This is a genomic window from Nonomuraea sp. NPDC002799 (assembly GCF_053592075.1).
Window position 1 is genome coordinate 81,797 of record NZ_JBSFVA010000006.1, and the last position, 19,130, is coordinate 100,926.

Genomic DNA, 19,130 nt, shown 5'->3' on the forward strand with positions numbered 1-19,130 from the left:
GACCGAATCCGGTGCGTATTGGGTCTTGCACAGCTACTACCCTAAGAAACCCCTATTGAGCCGACGGTAATCCGCTCATATCCATCGTTTCTCGAAGAGCATACGGGCCTTCCACTCGGTGTAGGGGATCAGCTCACCGGACAGGATCGGGTGCAGCCACCAGAAGTTGATCACGGCGAGCAGTGCGAAGGCGCCGACGATCGCCGCTCCGGCGGTCCGCCGCACCGGCATGGCGCCCGAGGCCGTCGGGGTGGACGGCCCGATCAGCAGCCCCGCGCAGAGCGTGATGGCCAGCACCATGAACGGCACCATCGGGATGGCATAGAACAGGAACATCGTCCGGTTGTCGGCGATGGCGAAGTAGAACCACGGCAGCCAGCCCATCGCGTACGACAGCAGCACGGCCCCGGCCCGCCAGTCGCGCGAGGAGAAATACCACGCGATGAGGGCGACCAGCGCGGCCACCGCCCCGAACCAGATCACCGGCGTGCCCACCCCGAGCACCGCCTCCGAGCAGTCCTTGACGCCGCACGCCTCTTGCTTGCCCTCGTAGGAGAAGGCGACGGGACGCAGCAGCAACGGCCACTGCCAGGGCTCCGACATGTAGGGATGCGAGGTCTCCAGGCCGCTGTGGAAGGTGAAGACCTGCCACTGGTACTGGATCCACGACCGCATCGAGTCGAAGACGAAGAAGAACGTGTTGTGGGCCGAGGTGGCCCGGTCCCAGTTGCGGCCGTAGCCGGTGGCGTTGATGAACCAGCCCGCCCAGGTGGCCATGTAGGCGAAGAACGGCACGATGGTGAACGCCGCGAGCCCCTGCGGCACGTCCTTGTTGAACGCGCCGACATAGGGATGGCGCAGCCCCACGGCCCGGCGGGCGCCGAAGTCCCACAGCAGCGACATGATCGCGAACGCCACCGCGAACGCCAGCCCCGACCACTTGACCGACATCGCGAAGGCCAGGCAGACGCCGGCCGCGATCCGCCACCACCTGATGCCCAGCGACGGGCCGTGCGGCGACATGGGCGAGCTTTCGTACCAGGCGACCAGCCGCTCCCTGGCCTGGTCGCGGTCGACCACCAGGCAGGCGAACGCGGCCAGCACCCAGAACATCAGGAAGATGTCCAGCAGCGCGGTGCGCGACAACACGAAGTGCAGGCCGTCCAGCGCCAGCAGCAGCCCGGCGAAGCAGCCGAGCAGCGTCGAGCGGGTCATCCGGCGGGCCACCCTGGCCAGGACGAGGATCGACAGCGTGCCGACCACCGCCGCGGCGAAGCGCCAGCCGAACGGGTTGAGCCCGAACAACCACTCGCCCAGGCCGATCATCCACTTGCCCAGCGGGGGATGGACGACGTAGGAGGCGCACTTGTCGAGGGTCTCGGACGTGCACGACTGCCAGATGTCGGTCTTGCCGGCCAGGATCGCCTTGTCCGCGTCCTTGATCGTGACCCGCTCGACACCCCAGGTGATCAGCGAGAACGAGTCCTTCATGTAGTAGGTCTCGTCGAAGACCACGGAGCTGGGATGCCCGAGGCCGACGAAACGCAGGACCCCGCCGAAGACGGTGATCAGCAGCGGGCCGATCCAGCCCCACAGGACGCTGCCGCGCAGGGGAGGGATGACCCGTTCGCGTACAGATCGCGGCTGAGGCCGGCCCTCGCCGGCCTTCGGGCTCTCGTAAGCCTGATACGGAGAATCGGTCACCGCCATTCGGACATCGTACGGGGCCCACGACAATAGGTACGTAGAAACACGGTCTTATGGGATGCCCTGCCACAATGGTCAGGTGACTGGAGACGGCAGGTTGGTGCTGGCAGGAGCCCCCATCGGTCAGGCGGGCGACGTGTCCCCGCGGCTGCGAGATGTGCTCGAAAGCGCCGACGTCGTGGCGGCCGAGGACACCCGCCGGCTGCGCAGACTCGCCCACGACCTGGGCGTGGAGATCACCGGCCGGGTGGTGTCCTACTACGACCAGAACGAGGCCGGCCGCGCCCAGGAGCTCCTGGAAACCCTCAAGGACGGCCGCACGGTCGTGATCATCACGGACGCCGGCATGCCGGGCGTCTCCGACCCCGGCTACCGCCTGACCCACCTCGCGGTCGAGGCCGGCATCACGGTCACCGCGCTGCCCGGGCCGAGCGCCGTCACCACCGCCCTGGCCGTGTCGGGGCTGCCCAGCGACCGGTTCTGCTTCGAGGGCTTCCCGCCGCGCAAGCCCGGCGACCGGGCCCGCCGCCTGTCCGCCCTGGCCGAGGAGGAGCGCACGATGGTCTTCTTCGAGGCGCCGCACCGGCTGGCCAGTTGCCTGGCGGCCATGGCCGGGGCGTTCGGCGCCGACCGGCGGGCGGCGGTGTGCAGGGAGCTGACGAAGACGTACGAGGAGGTGCGCCGCGGCGGCCTCGGTGAGCTGGCCGAATGGGCCGCGGGCGGCGTCAAGGGCGAGATCACGGTCGTGGTCGCGGGCCACGTGCCGGGCGGCGGCGAGCAGGACCTCGACGCGCTCGTCGCCGAGGTCGACCGCAGGGTGGCCGGGGGCACGCAGAGCAAGCTCGCGGTCGCCGACGTGGCCAAGGGCGCGGGGATCCCCAAACGTGAGCTCTATGACCTGGTTCACAGGAGATCCGCCACGCCGTAAGGTGCGCATCGTGGACAACCGGGAGCCGGCGCGGCGGCTGGTGCCGCCGTTCCAGGGGAGCGCGCCGGCAGGCTGGTTGGGCCCGCTCCTGGTGGCGATCTTCGGCGGGATCCTGCGCTTCGTCCGGCTCGGCGAGCCCAAGGCCGTCGTGTTCGACGAGACCTACTACGCCAAGGACGCCTACTCGCTGCTGCGGCACGGCGTCGAGCGGACCATGCTCGGCGACGCCAAGGACCCCGTCGCCGACAAGCGACTCATCACCGGCAACCTGGACATCTTCCAGCAGTGCCCGCAACCGGCCGACTGCGGCTCCTTCGTGGCCCATCCGCCGCTGGGCAAGTGGATGATCGCGGCGGGTGAGTGGCTGTTCGGGATGAACCCCTTCGGCTGGCGCTTCGCCGCGGCGCTGGTGGGCACGCTGTCCATCCTGGTCATGGCCAGGGTGGCGCGCCGGATGACCCGCTCGACGCTCCTGGGCTGCCTGGGCGGCCTGCTGCTGGCCCTCGACGGTCTGCACCTGGTGTTGTCGCGCACCGCGCTGCTGGACGTCTTCCTGATGTTCTGGGTGCTGGCCGGGTTCGCCTGCCTGGTGACCGACCGGGATTGGGCGCGGCGGCGGCTGGTCGCCTGGTACGAGAGCTCGCCGGTCACCGGGCTCGGCCCGCGGCTCGGGTTCCGGCCGTGGCGGCTCGCCGCCGGCCTGTGCCTGGGCGCGGCGTGCGCGGTGAAGTGGTCGGGGATCTTCTTCCTGATCGCCTTCGCCGTGCTGAGCGTCATGTGGGACCTGGGGGCCAGGCGGGCGCTGGGGTTGCGGGAGCCGTACCGGGGGGCGCTGGCGTACGACGTGCCCGGCGGGTTCGCGGCGCTGGCCGTCACGCCCGCCGTGACGTTCGTGGCCTCGTGGACGGGCTGGTTCGTCACCGCGGGCGGCTGGGGGCGCAACTGGGCCCAGGCCACCTCGTCGGGGCCGCTCTACTTCGTCTTCGACTCGGCGCGGTCGTGGCTGGCCTACCAGTCGCAGGTGCTCGGCTATCACAGCGGGCTGAAGGAATATCACCAGTACATGTCGGAGCCCTGGCAGTGGCCGCTGCTGTTACGCCCCGTCTCGTTCTACTATCCGCCGGAGCTGCCGCCGTCGGCGTGCGGGGCCGACAAGTGCTCCGCCGCCGTGCTCGGGGTCGGCACCCCCGCCCTGTGGTACGCCGCCGCGCTCGCGCTGATCGGCATGATCGGGTGGTACGCCGCCACCCGCGACTGGCGGGCGGGGGCGACGTTACTGGCGTACGCGGCCGGCTGGCTGCCCTGGTTCTACTACGCCATCGCCGACAACCGCACGATGTACCTGTTCTACATGATCCCCGTGGTGCCGTTCATGGTGCTGTCCCTCGTGCTGGCCGCGGGGCTGGTGCTGGGCCGGGCGGACGCGCCGCCGGCCCGGCGGGCGGCCGGGGCGGCGGCCGTGGGCGCGCTCGCGCTGATCGTGCTGATCAACTTTTGGTGGCTTCACCCGGTGCTGACCGCCGAGACCATCTCCCAAGCAGAGTGGTGGGCCCGGATGCTGATGCGCTCCTGGGTGACCGCCGCGCCCAAGTGACGCCGCGGCGCAGCGTGATCGCCGCCGCGACGCAGGCCAGCGGGACGGCCGGCAACACGTAGCGGTAGTCGAACTCCGCCGTCGCCGCCGGGGCCAGCAGCAGGCCGACAGCGCCCAGCCAGGGCAGCACCACCGGGCCGCCGAACCTGCGCCAGCGCACGGCGATGCCGTACAGGCCGATCAGCAGGATGCCGCCGAGTATGATGCCGCGCAGGTAGAACACCTTCTGGTAGCCGCTCATGATGTCGGCCCACGGGTGCACGATCCTCGTCTCGGGCGGGCCCTGCTCGTAGCTGAACGCGTCGGTGTCGGTCCGGCCGCCGGTGTAGGACTGCCACGTCGGCAACCGCTTGGGCCAGCCGTTGGCGTCGTCCGCGACGTACGTCCTGAACTGGTACATGTTGTAGGTCGACGGGTCCGGGAACTGCGGTCGCGACCAGTGGAACGAGCGGAAGAAGTCGCGCGCGACCACGCTCAGGTAGTCGCCGGGCTGCGACAGGATCGCCCGCGTGGCGAACTTGCTGGCGGCGTCGTTGGTGATCTCGCTCCACTTCTTGTTGATGCCCCACCGGTGCAGCACCTCGCCGGTGCCGCTGCCGTCGCCGTTGCCCTGGCCCCACAGGTACCACTGCGCGAACTGTTTGCGCTCGCTGACCGGATCGTTGATGCACAACAGCAGGAGCTGGACCTCTTTGTACTTGTCGATGTGCATCTTGTTGCAGTCGGCGAAGATGGCCGTGCGCATGTACAGGATGAGGCCGTCGCTGTTGGTCATGGCGAACTTGCCGTACGCGGAGGCGAACCAGCCCATGTACGCCATCACCGGAATAGCGCAGGCCGTCAGGAGGGCCACGATCGGGCGCCACCCGGTCCGCTTGACCAGCAGATAGAGCACCACCAGCGCGAGGATCGGCAGGCCGATCGAGCGGGTCAGCCAGGTCACCGCCAGCAGCAGGCCGATGACCGCGCCCATCTGCCACGACAACCGCCGCTTCCACAACACCAGCGTGATCACGCCCACCACCAGCAGCGTGAACATGGTGTCGGACATCACCATCTGCTCAAGCTGGATCTGGTAGGCGTCGAACAACACGGGCGCCGCCGCCAGCGTGGCGCCCCACTTCGGCAGCCGGAACTTGATCCGCAGCAGCGCGTAGATCAGCGCGGCCGTGGCCAGGCCCATCAGGTGCTGGGTGAACATCACCAGCGTGAAGCTGTGGAACGGCTTGAGCAGCATCAGCCAGGTGCTGTAGCCGTCGGGCCTGATCGGATGCGGTCTCGGGTGCAGCGCCACCGAGACGTACTCGTAGGAGTCGTTGAACCACATGGCCGGGCCGTAGCCGAGCATGGTGATGAGCCGCAGCACGGCACCGATGCCGAAGGCCGCGGCGAACACCCGATGCCGGGCCACCATGGACAGCAAACGGGCTGCCCGGCCAGGAGCGGAGTGCTCCGCAGGGGTTTTCTCGGCGACGCTCACCATGCTCTAAAGAATGCCAGGCGTTTTCAGGTCTGTGCCCGAGCATGGTCGTCTTCAGGGCATGATGGTTGACTGGAAGAGCCTTAACTGAAGGGTAGACACGTGGAACTGACGGTGGTCATGCCCTGCCTCAATGAGGCGGAGACCGTGGAAGTCTGTGTACGCAAGGCATTGGCGTGCATGGCAGAGCACGGCATCGAGGGTGAAGTCCTGATCGCCGACAATGGCAGCACGGACGGCTCGCAGCAGCTTGCCCGCGATGCCGGAGCCCGCGTGGTTCATGTCGACGAGAAGGGCTACGGAAACGCCCTCATGGGCGGCATCAGGGCGGCACGCGGCAAATACGTCATCATGGGCGACGCGGACGACTCCTACGACTTCACCGCGTTGCTGCCGTTCGTCGAGCAGTTGCGCGACGGCGCCGACCTGGTGATGGGCAACCGTTTCAAGGGCGGCATCGCCAAGGGCGCCATGCCACCGCTGCACCGCTACCTCGGCAACCCGGTGTTGTCGTTCGTCGGGCGGCTGTTCTACCCGTCGGCGATCGGCGACTTCCACTGCGGCCTGCGGGGTTTCCGGCGCGACTCGATCCTGCGGCTGCAGCTCCAGACCGGCGGCATGGAGTTCGCCTCGGAGATGGTGGTCCGCTCCACGCTGTCGGGTCTCGACGTGCGCGAGGTGGCCACGACGCTCTCGCCGGACGGCCGCTCCCGGCCGCCGCACCTGCGCTCGTGGCGCGACGGCTGGCGCCACCTGCGCTTCCTGCTGCTCTACAGCCCCAAGTGGCTGTTCTTCTACCCCGGCGTGCTCATGATGGTCGTGGGCCTGGTCGCGGGCACCGCGCTGACGTTCGGGCCGGTGGAGATCGGGGAGCTGGCGTTCGACGTCGACACCCTGGTCGGCACGGCCGCGCTGGTGGTGATCGGCTTCCAGGCGGCGCTCTTCGCGGTGTTCACCAAGGTCTACGCGGCCGAGGAGGGCTTCCTGCCGGAGTCGCCGCGCATCCGCCGGCTCATCGACATCGTGACCCTGGAGAAGGGGCTCGTGGTGGGCGGCCTGCTGGCGCTGGCCGGTCTGGTGGGCCTGGTGATGTCGCTGGTGCACTGGCAGGTCCGCAGCTTCGGCGAGCTGGACCCGCGCGAGTCGCTGCGCATCGTCGTGCCGTCGGCCACGGCGCTGATCATGAGCTTCCAGACGATCTTCGCCGCGCTGTTCATCAGCATCCTGGGCATCCGCCGCACCCGCGAGAGCTCCATCGACGTGGCCGCCAAGGCCGCCGAGGAGGCCGCCGCCGCCGTGTCCCTGAACGAGCCCGCGGTGTCCCTGGAGGAGACCAAGGCTTGACCATCCCTGTACGCGCTGCCGGGGTCGGCCATCCGCCGCACTCCGGCTCACGTCCGTTCAGGAAACGCCCGCTGACCGTTCAGCGGCGCGCCGCCGTCATGCCAACGGCCCGTCGGCCGGGCATGACGGCTCGTACCAATTGATCTAAGAGGAACCCGTAGGCTTAGAACCATGTCCCAGCACATCTTGACCGCCGTCGCGTGGCCGTATGCGAACGGCCCCCGTCACATCGGGCACGTCTCAGGGTTCGGCGTTCCGTCCGACGTCTTCAGCCGCTACCAGCGGATGGCGGGCAACAAGGTGCTGATGGTGTCCGGCACCGACGAGCACGGCACTCCCATCCAGGTGCAGGCCGACAAGGAGGGCGTCAGCGCCCGCGAGCTGGCCGACCGCTACAACCGGGTGATCGCCGAAGACCTGACCGGCCTGGGCCTGTCCTACGACCTGTTCACCAGGACCACGACCCGCAACCACTACGCCATCACGCAGGCGATCTTCAAGGGTCTCTACGACAACGGCTACATCTTCCCCAAGACCACGATGGGCGCGATCTCCCCGTCCACGGGCCGCACGCTGCCCGACCGCTACATCGAGGGCACCTGCCCCATCTGCAACTACGATGGTGCGCGCGGCGACCAGTGCGACAACTGCGGCAACCAGCTCGACCCGATCGAGCTCGTCAACCCCAAGAGCCGCATCAACGGCGAGACCCCGGTCTTCGTGGAGACCGAGCACTTCATGCTCGACCTGCCCGCCTTCGCCGAGGTGCTGGGCTCCTACCTGCAGGCCAAGCAGGGCGAGTGGCGGCCCAATGTGCTGAAGTTCGCCCTCAACCTGCTCGGCGACCTGCAGCCCAGGGCGATCAGCCGCGACCTCGACTGGGGCGTGCCGATCCCGCTCGACGGCTGGCGCGACCAGTCCAACAAGCGGCTCTACGTCTGGTTCGACGCGGTGATCGGCTATCTGTCGGCCTCCATCGAGTGGGCCAAGCGCTCCGGCGACCCCGACGCGTGGCGGCAGTGGTGGCAGAATCCCGACGCCCGCAGCTACTACTTCATGGGCAAGGACAACATCGTCTTCCACGCCGAGATCTGGCCGGCGATGTTGTTCGGCTACAACGGGGTGGGGGCCCGCGACGGCTCGGTCGGCGCGCTGGGCAAGCTCAACGTGCCCTCCGAGGTCGTCTCCAGCGAGTTCCTGACGATGGAGGGCAAGAAGTTCTCCTCCTCCCGCCAGGTCGTCATCTACGTCCGCGACTTCCTTGAGCGCTACGACGCCGACGCGCTGCGCTACTACATCTCGGTGGCCGGCCCGGAAAACCAGGACACCGACTTCACCTGGCAGGAGTTCGTCAACCGCAACAACGGCGAGCTCGTCGCGGCCTGGGGCAACCTGGTCAACCGGTCGATCTCGATGGCCGCGAAGAACTTCGGCTCCGTGCCCGAGGCCGGCGAGCTGACCGACGCCGACCGGACCCTGCTGGAGCGCTCGCGCAACACCTTCGGCCCGGTGGGCGCGGAGCTGGGCAGGTCGAGGTTCAAGAACGCCATCACCGAGGCGTTCGACGTCGTCCGCGAGGCCAACAAATACCTGGCCGACCAGGAGCCGTGGAAGCTCAAGGACGACCCGGAGCGGCAGAAGTCCATCCTGCACGTCGCGCTCCAGGTGGTCGACGACGCCAAGACGATGCTCACGCCGTTCCTGCCCGGCTCCTCCAACAAGGTGCACGCCATGCTGGGCGGCGAGGACGTCTGGTCGGGCATGCCGGAGATCCGCGAGGTCGACGAGGACGGCGGCACCCCCTACCCGGTGATCACCGGCGAGTACAACGGGGCCGCCCGCTGGGAGCACCGGCCGATCAAGCCGGGCACGCCGCTCGCGCCGCCCGTGCCGCTGTTCAAGAAGCTCGACCCGAAGGTCGTCGAGGAGGAGCTCGCCCGGCTGGAGAAGTGAGCCCGTAGCCCTGGAGGGCGGAGTGACCGGCTCCGCCCCCATCGGCGGCTGCGTTCCTCGCCGGCGGCTACGTTAGAGGGCGTGAGCAAGATTCCCGCTGCCCCAGAGCCGCTTTCCGCACCCGTTTTCGACAGCCACTGCCACCTCGACATCATGGTGGGCAACAGGCAGGCGTCGTCAGGCGATCCGGTGGCACAGGCCGCCCAGGCGGCGGCGGCCAGCGTGCGGAGCATCCTGGCGGACGCGCGGGCCGTCGGCGTGACCAGGCTGGTCACGATCGGCTACGACCTCAAGTCCTCCCGCTGGAACGCGGACGCGGCGGCCGGGCACGCGGACGTGTACGCCGGGGTGGCCATCCATCCGAACGAGGCCCACGAGGCCACCCCCGAGGTCCTGGCCGAGATCGAGGCGCTGGCACGGCGGCCCGAGGTGCGGGCGGTGGGGGAGACCGGGCTCGACTACTACCGCGACTGGGCGAGCAAGGACGACCAGCACGCCAGCTTCCGTGCGCACGTGGAGATCGCCAAGCGCACCGGGAAGGCGCTGGTCATCCATGATCGGGAGGCGCACGACGACGTTCTGCAGGTGCTGGCCGCCGAAGGGGCGCCGGAGACGGTGGTGTTCCACAGCTTCTCGGGCGACGCCGAAATGGCGAAAAAGTGTGCCGATGCCGGATATTTCATGTCCTTTTCGGGGCCGGTCACGTACAAGAACGCCGCCTACCTCCGCGCGGCCGCCGAGGTGGCCCCGAAGGAGCTCATGCTGGTCGAGACCGACGCCCCCTACCTGCCGCCGGTCCCGCACCGCGGCAAGCCCAACGCCCCCTACCTCATCCCGCTCACCCTGCGCTGCCTCGCCGAGGTCAAGAACGTGCATCCGGATGAGCTGTGCGAGGCGATCGGCGCCAACGGAGTCACGGTCTTCGGAGAGTGGTGACCATCATTAGGTGAACCGGTGGATGCCGGCCGCCGCCCGCCGCTAGCGTTCGGCCGTGATGCCCGCTATCGGAGGTGGTTCGTGCGAGGCAAGAGGCGTGCGCCGCGTCCGCCGATCCCGTGGCGTTCCCCGTGGACACCGTTCGTGTGCCTGGCGGGCGCGATGGTGCTGGGCGGGGTCATGGCGATGTCGTTCCTGGTCAAAGAGGTGGTCGTGGTCGTCGAAGGCGAGTCGACGGCCGTGCGCGGCTTCTCGGGGACCGTACGCGAGGTGCTGGCCAAGGCCGGGGTCTCGGTCGGCTACGGCGACGTCGTCAGCCCGCCGGGCCCTGCGGACGTCGCCGACGGGGCCACCATCCAGGTCTACCGGGCCCGCCCGATCACGCTGACCCTGGACGGCCACACCACCACCCACCTGGTCACCGCCACGAACGTCGGCGACGCCCTGGCCGAGATGGACCTCACCCCCGTGTCCGGCCGGCTCTCGGCCCCGCCCGGCCACGCCGTGCCGCTGTCGGGGATGCAGCTCACCGTCTACACCAGGCGCAAGGTGTACGTGGTCGCGGGCAGCACCCAGTTCACCTCGCGCACCACGGCGCCGACCGTGCGCGAGGTGCTCAGCCGCAAGCGGGTGCCTCTCGGGCCCGGGTACCAGGTGAACCCGCCGCTGAACAGCTTCCCCAAGGACGGAACGGTCATCACGGTCACTCCGCCGCACACCTTGCCCATCGAGCCGGCCGTCCTGCGGCTCGACTGGCGGGCGCTGGCGGAGTGCGAGGCGCACGGCGACCCCGGGGCGTACAACCCCGCGGGGCCCTACTACGGGATGTACCAGTTCAGCCGGCCCATGTGGGAGGCGGTGGGCGGGACCGGGCTGCCGAACACCTGGCCGGCGGAGGAGCAGACCTATCGGGCCCAGCTCCTCTACCAGCAGGTGGAGGGCAGGTGGCAGCGGCAGTGGCCCAACTGCGGCGCCCACCTGTTCCCCGGGGTGTAGCCCACGTGTCCGGGGTGTGCCCACGTTTCCGATGTCACGCGTGTTGCCCACGTTTCCGGTGTCAGCCGCTCACGGACACGCCGAAGTCGGCGCCCTTGGGCGGCTGGATCGGTTGTAACGTCTCGGCGTTCCGCCCGCTCACCCCGACCTTCCCGAAAGGTTGCGCGTCCGGCTGCCCCACGTAGAGCTTGTTGCCGCTGAAGGCCATCGACCAGCCGAACAGCCCGTCATCGCCGCCCACCTTCCGGTCCTCGGCGGGGTCCTTCCAGGAGACGATCCGGACGCCGCCGCCGTACGGCGCTCCGATGGCCAGCCGGCCGTCCGCCGACGCGGCCATCGAGAACCCGAACGCCTGCTTGCCCGCCTGCGTCACCCTTCTCGTGAGCTTCCTGCTCGGGTTGAGGAGCTGCACGTACCCGGATCCGGGTGCGCTCAGCGCGTAGCCGGCGCCCTCGGCGTAGGCGACGGCGTAGCCGTACCTGTCGCCGGAGACGTCGGTCGGCGAGTCGAGCTTGAGCGAGGTGATCTTCGGGGCCAGCACGTCGTCGATGAAGACGACCGAGCCCGAGTCGATCTTCCCGGCCTCCACCTGGCGGCCGGCGCCGTCGTCGTTCTCGTACGGAACGCCGACGACCAGCCCGTTCTTCGGCCCGAACGCCATCGACCAGCCGAACTGGTCGCCCACCTCGCTGTTGCCCCGGACGTCCACCGTCTCCTGGCTGATCCGCCTGAGCTGGCCCGCGCCCTTGCGCACGTAGAGGGCGCCCACGTCGAGGAGCTGCCCCTCGTCCTCATAGGGCGCGGAGATCGCCACCAGATCGTCGCGGGCCGCCAGCGACCACCCGAAGTGCGCGAACCGCTGCGGCTGCGGTGCCGCCAGGCGCTGCGGCGGCGTGGTGCCACCGCCGTAGACGACGTACACGGCGCCGGCGTCCTCGGTGCCGTCGACGTCCGCGTACGGGGCGCCGATCACGAGGTCGGCGCAGGCGTCGGCGTCGACCTTCGCCAGGCGTACCGACCAGCCGAAAGCGTCGCCCCTGGCGAGGCCGGGAACGGTGACGGGGACGACCTTGCCGCCCGACAACACGTGCGCGGCCCCCTTCTGGCCGTCGGCGAACGGATCACCCACGGCCACGTCGTCCACGCCGTCGCCATCGAAGTCGGCGGCACCGGCGCAGGCGCTCGTGACCGCGGCGGATGCGGCTTTTGTGAGTCCGGTGGCCGTGATGGCTCCTGCGGGTCCGGTGGCCGCGGCGGTTGCCACAGCTTCTGCGGGTCCGGTGGCCGCGGCGGCGAGTATGAGCGCTAAGAGCGCCGATCGGATCATCACAGCGCGACCTCGATCTGCTTGCCGCTCTCCAGCAGGCTCGCCGTCATCTTCACGGGCTTGCGGTACGTGGCCAGATCGAACACGAACGCGCTGTCCACCCGCGCGCCCGGCAGGATCGACGGCGGCAGGATGACGGGGATCGGGTCGTGCTCGCCGCCCCTGTCGTCGATCATGGTGACCACGGGCTGGATGAGCTGCTTGCGCTCGCCGCCCGGGTTCAGCATGGTCCAGCGGATGACGCAGAGCTGGCCCTGGGTCGCCGTCGAGCCCTCATACTCCTTCAGCCCGCACTCCGGCGCCGCCGCGACGATCGCGACGGGGTCGTCGAAGTTGCCGCCCAGCGCGAACCTGCGGCCCACGTCGTTCGGGCGGCTGCTGGTGGCGGCCTGGGTCGGGTCGTCGGCCGTCGTGGTGGTCTGGGGGCGGGCCGAGGTGAGGATCAGCACGGCCACCGTCACCACGATGGCCAGCACGGCCGCGGCGGCGGCGATGAGCCACCGCGTACCGGGCGTCCTGGACCCGCCCAGGGTGTCGGGCTCGTCGCCCGCCAGGACGTCCGGACGGTCCTGGCCCGGCTGCGTCTCGGTCCCGATCGGACCGCCTTGCCGCAACCGCACCTCCTGCCCGTCATCCTGCGACCCACTTCCGCGTCCTTGACGGTCGTCTTGCGGCGCTCCTTGGCGTCCTTGACGGTCGTCTTGCGGCGCTCCTTGGCGTCCTTGGCGGTCGTCCTGAGGCGCGGTGCCGCGTCCTTGGCGGTCGTCCTGCGACCCACTTCCGCGTCCTTGACGGTCGTCTTGCGGCGCGGTGCCGCGTCCGCGCCCGCCGTCCGGCAGCACCGCTCCACGGGGCCGGCCGTCAACCGGCGAGGCGCCTGATTGTTCGTGGTCCGGCGACGCCGGCCCGCGCGGCCGTCCGTCATCCGGCTCCCGGCCGATGTCCGGCTCCTGGCCCTTGCCCGCGCGTCCCTTGTTCTTCGCGCGCCCCTTGGCCGCCGCACGACCCCTGCCCAGCAACCCCAGCCGAGGCCGCACCTGCTCCTCCTGCTGCTGCCTGGCCTGCTCTCTCTGCTGGGCGAGAGCCTGCTCCTGCTCCTGCTCACGCTGCCGAGCCTGCGCCTCCCACCGGGCGAACTCCTCCTTGGCCGCCCGCTCCTCCCTGCGCGCCAGCTCCTCGATGGACGCCTGACTCGGCGGCGCCTGACCCGGCTGCGACTTCGACTGATGGGCCTGTGGCTGCCCGGCGTTGGGCATACCGGCCTGGTTCCCCTGCGGCACCCCACCCGCAGAACGCGCAGAACCGGTGGAACCGGCCGGACCGGTGGAACCCGCCGGACCCCCCGCGCCACCTGTGCCGGCCGTGCCACGGGAGTCACTCGAACCAGCCGAGCCCCCTGTGCCCGGCCGGCTGACGGCCCTGTTGCCCATGGTGTCGCTCGGCGGCGGCGTCGTGAACGTCGCCGTGATGTCGGGCTCGTCAACGACGTTCTGCGGTGGTTGCCAGTCGCTCAGCATCTCGGTGGCGACCAGGGTCGGCGGATCGACGGTGACCTGGGCGGGCGAGCTGCCTCCCACCAGGGCGATCAGCAGCTCCTGCGCCGAGGGACGGTGGACGGCCTCCATGGAGGTGGCCCGCCGTGCGAGCTCGTTGAGCGGCGCGGGCAGCGCACCCAGGTCGGGCGGGGTGTTCAGAACGCGCGAGGCCATCGTGATGGGGTCGCCACGGCCGAACGGATGACGCCCGTTGCCCGCGTACGCCACCAGACAGCCCCAGGCGAAGATGTCGGCGGCCGGGCTGACGACCTCACCGCGTACCTGCTCAGGAGCCCACCACCCAGGGCTGCCCAGCAGCTCGCCGGAGAGCGTGAACCCGGTCTCCCGGTCGAGCGCGCGGGCGATCCCGAAGTCGATCACCCGGGGTCCGGAGAGGGAGAGGATCACGTTCGCCGGCTTCAGGTCTCGGTGGACCAGCCCGGCCACATGGATGGCCGCCAGCGCCGCCGCGACGCCCAGCGCGACGCCGTGCAGCGGTCCCGGCTCCAGTGCTCCGTACCTGGAGATCTGTTCGTTCAGGGGAGTGCCCGCGATGTACTCGGTCACCATGTAGGGCCGGCCGTCGCCGGTGTTGCCGTTGTCCAGCACCTGGGCCGTACAGAACGACGCCACCCTGCGGGCGTTCTCCACCTCCGCGTGGAACCTGGCCGCGAACCCCTCCTGATTGGCGAACTCCGCCTTCACGACCTTGAGCGCGACGAATCGCCCCGTCGGTGCGCGGGCGAGGAACACCGTTCCCATCCCGCCCTCGCCCAGCCTCCCCAGCAGCCGGTACGGCCCGATTCCCCGCAAATCCGTCGGGCGGAGCGGCGCGGCGCCCGTTGGCTCCATGAGGGACGTTCCTTCCTGTTCCACGCCATCCTCTCCTTTGGTCTCCCCATCCGCCATCGCAGGTTCTTCGATGCGGGAGACTGGTTGGATGATGAGGCTGTTGGGCCCTGCAGAAATACGTATTTTGGCGGATAAGCTAGATCTTCGTCCGACAAAAAGGCTGGGCCAGAATTTTGTGATCGACGCCGGCACCGTCCGGCGCATCGTCCGCGTGGCCGATTTGTCACCAGATGACGTGGTCATCGAGGTCGGTCCGGGCCTCGGCTCGCTGACGCTCGAGCTCCTGTCGTCGGCGGCACACGTCGTGGCCGTCGAGATCGATCCGGTCCTCGCCACCCAGCTCCCCATCACGGTCGCCGGCCGCGACCTGTCCGACAAGCTCACCGTCGTGAACGCCGACGCCATGAGAATCGTTCTTGAGGACCTGCGGGGTTACACGCCCACGGCGTTGGTCGCCAACCTTCCGTACAACGTGTCCGTCCCGGTGATCCTCCACCTCCTGGAGGTTCTCCCGTCCATGCGCAAGGGCCTGATCATGGTCCAGTCGGAGGTCGCCGACCGCCTCGCCGCCGATCCGGGCTCCAAGGTGTACGGAGTGCCGTCGGTCAAGGCGGCCTGGTACGCGGACGTACGCCGAGCCGGACCCGTCGGCCGTACGGTCTTCTGGCCCGTCCCCAACGTCGATTCCGGCCTGGTCTCCCTGGCCCGCCGCGACCCGCCGGTCACCACGGCGACGAGGCAGCAGGTGTTCGCGGTGATCGACGCCGCCTTCGCCCAACGCCGCAAGACCCTCCGCGCCGCCCTGGCCTCCTGGGCCGGCTCACCGGCCCAGGCGGAAACGGCGCTGCGGGCCGCCGGCGTGGACCCGTCGACCAGGGGCGAGCAACTCGACGTCACCGCCTTCGCCCGCATAGCCGAAGCCAAACCCTGACCTCCATCCACCCGCCTTGGCCTGCTGCTTCTTGAGCTCCGTGCTGGGCGCAGTGTTATCCACAGCCTCACCCACCCGCCTCGGTCTGTCCACAGAACCACGTTCGGGTCATCGCCGCCTGCGCCTTTCCAACCATCCTGACCGGCATGAACGCTCGCCTCGCCACCCGCCTGTGGCTCGCCCTCAGCACAAGCCTCCTCACAGCCCTGGCCGCCACGGTCACCCCCGCCTACGCGGACCCCGCCCCCTTCGTCCAGGCGCACCACCCACGCCGAGCCATCACGGCCCCGAGCACTAGCAAGGGGCAGAAGGTGCAGAGAGGGCGGATCGCGGCCGCCGCAGCCGTCGGTCAGCTGGGCGTCTCCTTCTCCTGGGGCGGAGGCTCCATAAAAGGTGCCACCTTGGGGATCGGAAGAGGAGCCACCACAAAAGGCTTCGACTGCAGCGGCCTGACCCTCTACGCCTGGTCCAGAGCAGGCGTATCGCTGGCCCACTACACAGGCACCCAGTTCCGCCAGGGCCGCAGGATCCCACTCAGCGCCCGCCGCACAGGCGACCTGCTCTTCTTCGGCGGCGGCACTGGCGACCCCACACACGTGGCCCTCTTCTTAGGAGGAGGCGTCATGATCCACGCCCCCAAGACAGGCGACGTGGTCAGAAGGACCAACTTCGTCACCTCGCCCTACTACCGCACCACCTACCGCGGCACCGTACGCCCTGGCTGAGCCATGCCTGTGGGCGACGTGTGAAGCTGAGCCACCCCTGTGGGCGACATGTGAAGCTGAGCCACCCCTGTGGGTGACATGTGAAGCTGAGCCGACCCTGTGGGCGACACGTGAAAACTGACCCCCAGGCGGACTGCCGCCGGCGACGCCCTGGCCCGCGCCCGCGCGCTGACCCTCTCCGATGCCGAACGCGATCAGCCGGCCGATCACTCGGCGGCCATGGACGACCTGGAGAGCACCCGGTCGAGGGTGTCCAGCGTGCGGTCGTCCAGCATCTCGGCGTGACCACCGACGAGATGGCGCTCCACGATCTCGACCACCACCGTCTCACTCCGGCCGACCTTTTCCGCGATGCGCTCCCCTTGGGCGTCACTGCGCAGGTAGGTGACGTCGGCGAAGTACGGCAGCAGCCACGGCAGCGAGTTGCGGGTGAAGGAGTCGCCGATGAGCAGGGTCCGGGGCCGATACAGCGGCGCCCGGTCTGAGGCGTTGGCGGTGCTGAACGACACGGGTAACTCGCGGTCGTCCTGCCGGACCCGTCGCACTCCGTCCCGTACCAGCCGCCACCGGTCGATGGTCTCCTCGACCGGTATGCCTAGCAACCCGCCCAGGTCACCATTTCGCGGCACTCGCCCGACTTTTTCCAGCCGGGTGTCCCGGGACAGGCCAGGCTGGAGCGTCCGGGCCACCTCGGCGCCGTACAGCCCGGCGGAGTGCTCGTCCCAGTGGCTGTCGGTCCGCCAGTACGCCGGCAGGCCGGACCGCTCCAGTGGACCCCGGAGATCCACGTAACCGGGCAGCCGTGCCGCCCGCAGCGCGGCCCAGAACTCCTGCTTGCGCCTGAAGAGGCAGGTCCGGCCGGGGAAACGCGCCGGCAGCCGGTCCGGGTGAATCGTGGTCTTGTCCGGGGCCACCGTGAACACGAACCGCCTGCCGGACTTTCGCACGATCTCGGCCAGACGGCGCAACCGTTCCAGGGTTTCGGCGATGGACCGGCGCGGACGGCACGCCTCGGTCACGTCGTCGCCGAAGTAGAGCCACCCGTCACGCCCCTGGATCACCCGCGGATAGTCCGTGGCGCCCGCCGTGCCGTAGGACGGCGCCTCCTTGAACAGGAGCTCCGACAGGGCCGCGTTCCCGCGGACCGCGTACTGCCGCAACGGCAGGTGAGCCGTCGTCCAGGCTTCCACCTCCGGGACGATCTCCCAGCCACGTGACACCGCCGGGAACTCCGGCAGGCTCCGGTTCTCGATTTCCGCCGCCCGCACGCCCGCGGTGTAGGCCAGCGCGGGACCGGCGAAGAACAGCGCCGCGGCCAGCAAGGTGTGGGGTGTCCTCATGCGGAACCTCGTCAGAACTGGTAGTAGAGGAAGGGGCTGAAGGTGCCGGCGGCGACGAGCAGCGCCGCGTAGGGAGCGGCCACCCACGTCACCGCGGCACGTGCCAGCCGTGCCGGCACAGGTCGCCGGCCCGGTCGCGTGGCCGGCAGCAGCACCACGGCCAGTGCCAGCGCGAAGATGAGCAGCCGCTGGTGGTTGGCGGCGTACGCGGCGAACTCGTCCAGCGGGCCCGGCCGCCAGGTGAACATCGCCCGCAGCATGCTCCCGGCCTCAGCCATGCTCGTCGCCCGGAAGAACACCCAGCCCACCACGACCAGCAGGAACGTGATGCCGCGGCGCAGCGCCAAGGCCCAGGCGGTGCCGGGCGGACGATCCCAGCCCAGCAGTCGTTCCGCCACCAGCAGGGCACCGTGGTACAGGCCCCACACCAGGAACGTCCACCCGGCGCCGTGCCAGAAACCGCAGAGCACGAAGATGATCAGCAGGTTGCGGTAGGTCCTCAGCGCGCCGCCGCGGTTGCCGCCAAGAGGGATGTAGACGTAGTCACGGAACCAGCGGGACAGCGACATGTGCCAGCGCCGCCAGAAGTCGGTGACCGAGTACGACGAGTAAGGCCGGTCGAAGTTCTCCGGAAGCCGGAACCCGAACATCATCCCCAGCCCGACGGCCATGTCCGAGTAGCCGGAGAAGTCGAAGTAGATCTGCAGCGTGTAGGCCAGCACTCCCAGCCAGGCGGTCGGCGTGTTGATCGGGCCACCGGCGTGCGCGAACGCGGCGTCCGCCACGGGCGCCAGCGAGTCGGCCACGATCACCTTCTTGGCCAGGCCCAGAGCGAAGCGGGGAAAGCCGGCGGCGAGGTCGCCGAGACGGTCCTGGGGCGCGGCGCCGAGCTGCCCGGCGATCTCGTGGTAGCGGACGATCGGCCCGGCGATGAGCTGGGGAAACATGGCGATGTAGGTGATGAACCGGACAGGGTTCCGCTGGGCCGGTGTGCTGCGGCGGTAGACGTCCACCACGTACGACAGGTGATGGAAGGTGAAGAACGAGATCCCGATCGGCAGGGCCAGGCTCACGATCGGACTGTGGCTCAGCCCCAGCGCGTTCGTCAGGGCGTCGATCTGCACGCTGGCGAAACCGGCGTACTTCCACACCGCGAGCATCGACAGATCCCATCCGGCGGTCGCCAGCAGCACCGCGCGGCGCGCTCCTGGCCGGTCCCGCAGTCGCGCCGAGTCGAGCGCGAGACCGGCGCCGTAATTGACGGCGATCGCCGACAGCAGCAGCAGCGCGGACGGCCCGGCTCCCCAGGCGTAGAAGAGCAGGCTCGCACCAGCGACGACCGCGTCGCGGTGGCGCCGGGGGAGAATCCAGTAGATCAGGAGTACGGCAGGCATGAAGAGCCACAGAAACAAGGGGGAGGCGAACGACATCGGCGTCCCGAGGATCCAGGGGTCATGAAGGACACGACGCAGTCCAGCAACC

General features: G+C 69.5%; 14 protein-coding genes. 8 read left to right on the plus strand and 6 right to left on the minus strand.

Translation table 11 applies throughout. The features are described 5' to 3' along the window. Positions 1-75: 75 nt before the first annotated feature. Positions 76-1,710 carry a dolichyl-phosphate-mannose--protein mannosyltransferase gene (locus ACWD0F_RS13860; RefSeq protein ID WP_449875173.1) on the minus strand — a complete coding sequence of 545 codons (1,635 nt, stop codon included), beginning with the start codon at positions 1,708-1,710 and terminating at the stop codon, positions 76-78. A gap of 55 nt (positions 1,711-1,765) precedes the next feature. Here ACWD0F_RS13860 and rsmI point away from each other — a divergent pair, with 55 nt between their 5' ends. Beyond that, positions 1,766-2,635 carry a 16S rRNA (cytidine(1402)-2'-O)-methyltransferase gene (gene rsmI / locus ACWD0F_RS13865; RefSeq protein ID WP_449875175.1) on the plus strand — a complete coding sequence of 290 codons (870 nt, stop codon included), beginning with the start codon at positions 1,766-1,768 and terminating at the stop codon, positions 2,633-2,635. Between the two features lie 10 nt (positions 2,636-2,645). Continuing rightward, the gene (locus ACWD0F_RS13870; protein ID WP_449875177.1) at positions 2,646-4,229 is read left to right on the plus strand and encodes a dolichyl-phosphate-mannose--protein mannosyltransferase; all 1,584 of its coding nucleotides are present in this window, start codon (positions 2,646-2,648) and stop codon (positions 4,227-4,229) included. Here ACWD0F_RS13870 and ACWD0F_RS13875 read toward each other — a convergent pair. Then, positions 4,123-5,712: a hypothetical protein gene (locus ACWD0F_RS13875; protein ID WP_449875179.1), complete on the minus strand. Its 1,590-nt coding sequence runs from the start codon at positions 5,710-5,712 to the stop codon at positions 4,123-4,125. The genes ACWD0F_RS13870 and ACWD0F_RS13875 overlap by 107 nt on opposite strands. 99 nt (positions 5,713-5,811) lie before the next feature. On the opposite strand from ACWD0F_RS13875, the gene ACWD0F_RS13880 reads away from it, so the two are divergent. The 4 genes from ACWD0F_RS13880 to ACWD0F_RS13895 all read left to right on the plus strand — a co-directional run bounded on the left by ACWD0F_RS13880 (position 5,812) and on the right by ACWD0F_RS13895 (position 10,938). Further along, positions 5,812-7,053 (plus strand): glycosyltransferase family 2 protein, encoded by a 1,242-nt coding sequence (locus tag ACWD0F_RS13880; protein ID WP_449875180.1) that lies wholly within the window; start codon positions 5,812-5,814, stop codon positions 7,051-7,053. Positions 7,054-7,224: 171 nt separating this feature from the next. Then, a complete protein-coding gene (gene metG / locus ACWD0F_RS13885; protein WP_449875181.1) occupies positions 7,225-9,006 on the plus strand; it encodes a methionine--tRNA ligase in 1,782 nt (593 codons plus the stop codon). An 81-nt stretch (positions 9,007-9,087) separates the two neighbouring features. Further along, positions 9,088-9,942 (plus strand): TatD family hydrolase, encoded by an 855-nt coding sequence (locus ACWD0F_RS13890; RefSeq protein WP_449875182.1) that lies wholly within the window; start codon positions 9,088-9,090, stop codon positions 9,940-9,942. A gap of 81 nt (positions 9,943-10,023) precedes the next feature. Further along, positions 10,024-10,938, plus strand: coding sequence for a ubiquitin-like domain-containing protein (locus tag ACWD0F_RS13895; protein ID WP_449875184.1), 915 nt, complete (start codon positions 10,024-10,026; stop codon positions 10,936-10,938). 61 nt (positions 10,939-10,999) lie between these two features. Here ACWD0F_RS13895 and ACWD0F_RS13900 read toward each other — a convergent pair whose 3' ends face one another. After that, positions 11,000-12,202 (minus strand): FG-GAP repeat protein, encoded by a 1,203-nt coding sequence (locus ACWD0F_RS13900; RefSeq protein WP_449875186.1) that lies wholly within the window; start codon positions 12,200-12,202, stop codon positions 11,000-11,002. Between the two features lie 62 nt (positions 12,203-12,264). Next, positions 12,265-14,676: a protein kinase domain-containing protein gene (locus tag ACWD0F_RS13905; RefSeq protein WP_449875188.1), complete on the minus strand. Its 2,412-nt coding sequence runs from the start codon at positions 14,674-14,676 to the stop codon at positions 12,265-12,267. Positions 14,677-14,743: 67 nt separating this feature from the next. Between ACWD0F_RS13905 and rsmA the strand changes: the two genes are divergently transcribed. Then, on the plus strand, positions 14,744-15,583 hold the full coding sequence (rsmA, locus tag ACWD0F_RS13910) for a 16S rRNA (adenine(1518)-N(6)/adenine(1519)-N(6))-dimethyltransferase RsmA (protein ID WP_449875724.1): 840 nt from the start codon (positions 14,744-14,746) through the stop codon (positions 15,581-15,583). Positions 15,584-15,729: 146 nt separating this feature from the next. Beyond that, a complete protein-coding gene (locus tag ACWD0F_RS13915) occupies positions 15,730-16,308 on the plus strand; it encodes an NlpC/P60 family protein (RefSeq protein ID WP_449875190.1) in 579 nt (192 codons plus the stop codon). A gap of 206 nt (positions 16,309-16,514) precedes the next feature. On the opposite strand, the gene ACWD0F_RS13920 is transcribed toward ACWD0F_RS13915, so the two are convergent. Both ACWD0F_RS13920 and ACWD0F_RS13925 read right to left on the minus strand, forming a co-directional pair. Beyond that, positions 16,515-17,648 (minus strand): alginate O-acetyltransferase AlgX-related protein, encoded by a 1,134-nt coding sequence (locus ACWD0F_RS13920; RefSeq protein ID WP_449875192.1) that lies wholly within the window; start codon positions 17,646-17,648, stop codon positions 16,515-16,517. Between the two features lie 11 nt (positions 17,649-17,659). Further along, positions 17,660-19,042, minus strand: a complete 1,383-nt coding sequence (locus ACWD0F_RS13925; RefSeq protein WP_449875194.1) for an MBOAT family O-acyltransferase — start codon at positions 19,040-19,042, stop codon at positions 17,660-17,662. Positions 19,043-19,130: the final 88 nt, after the last annotated feature.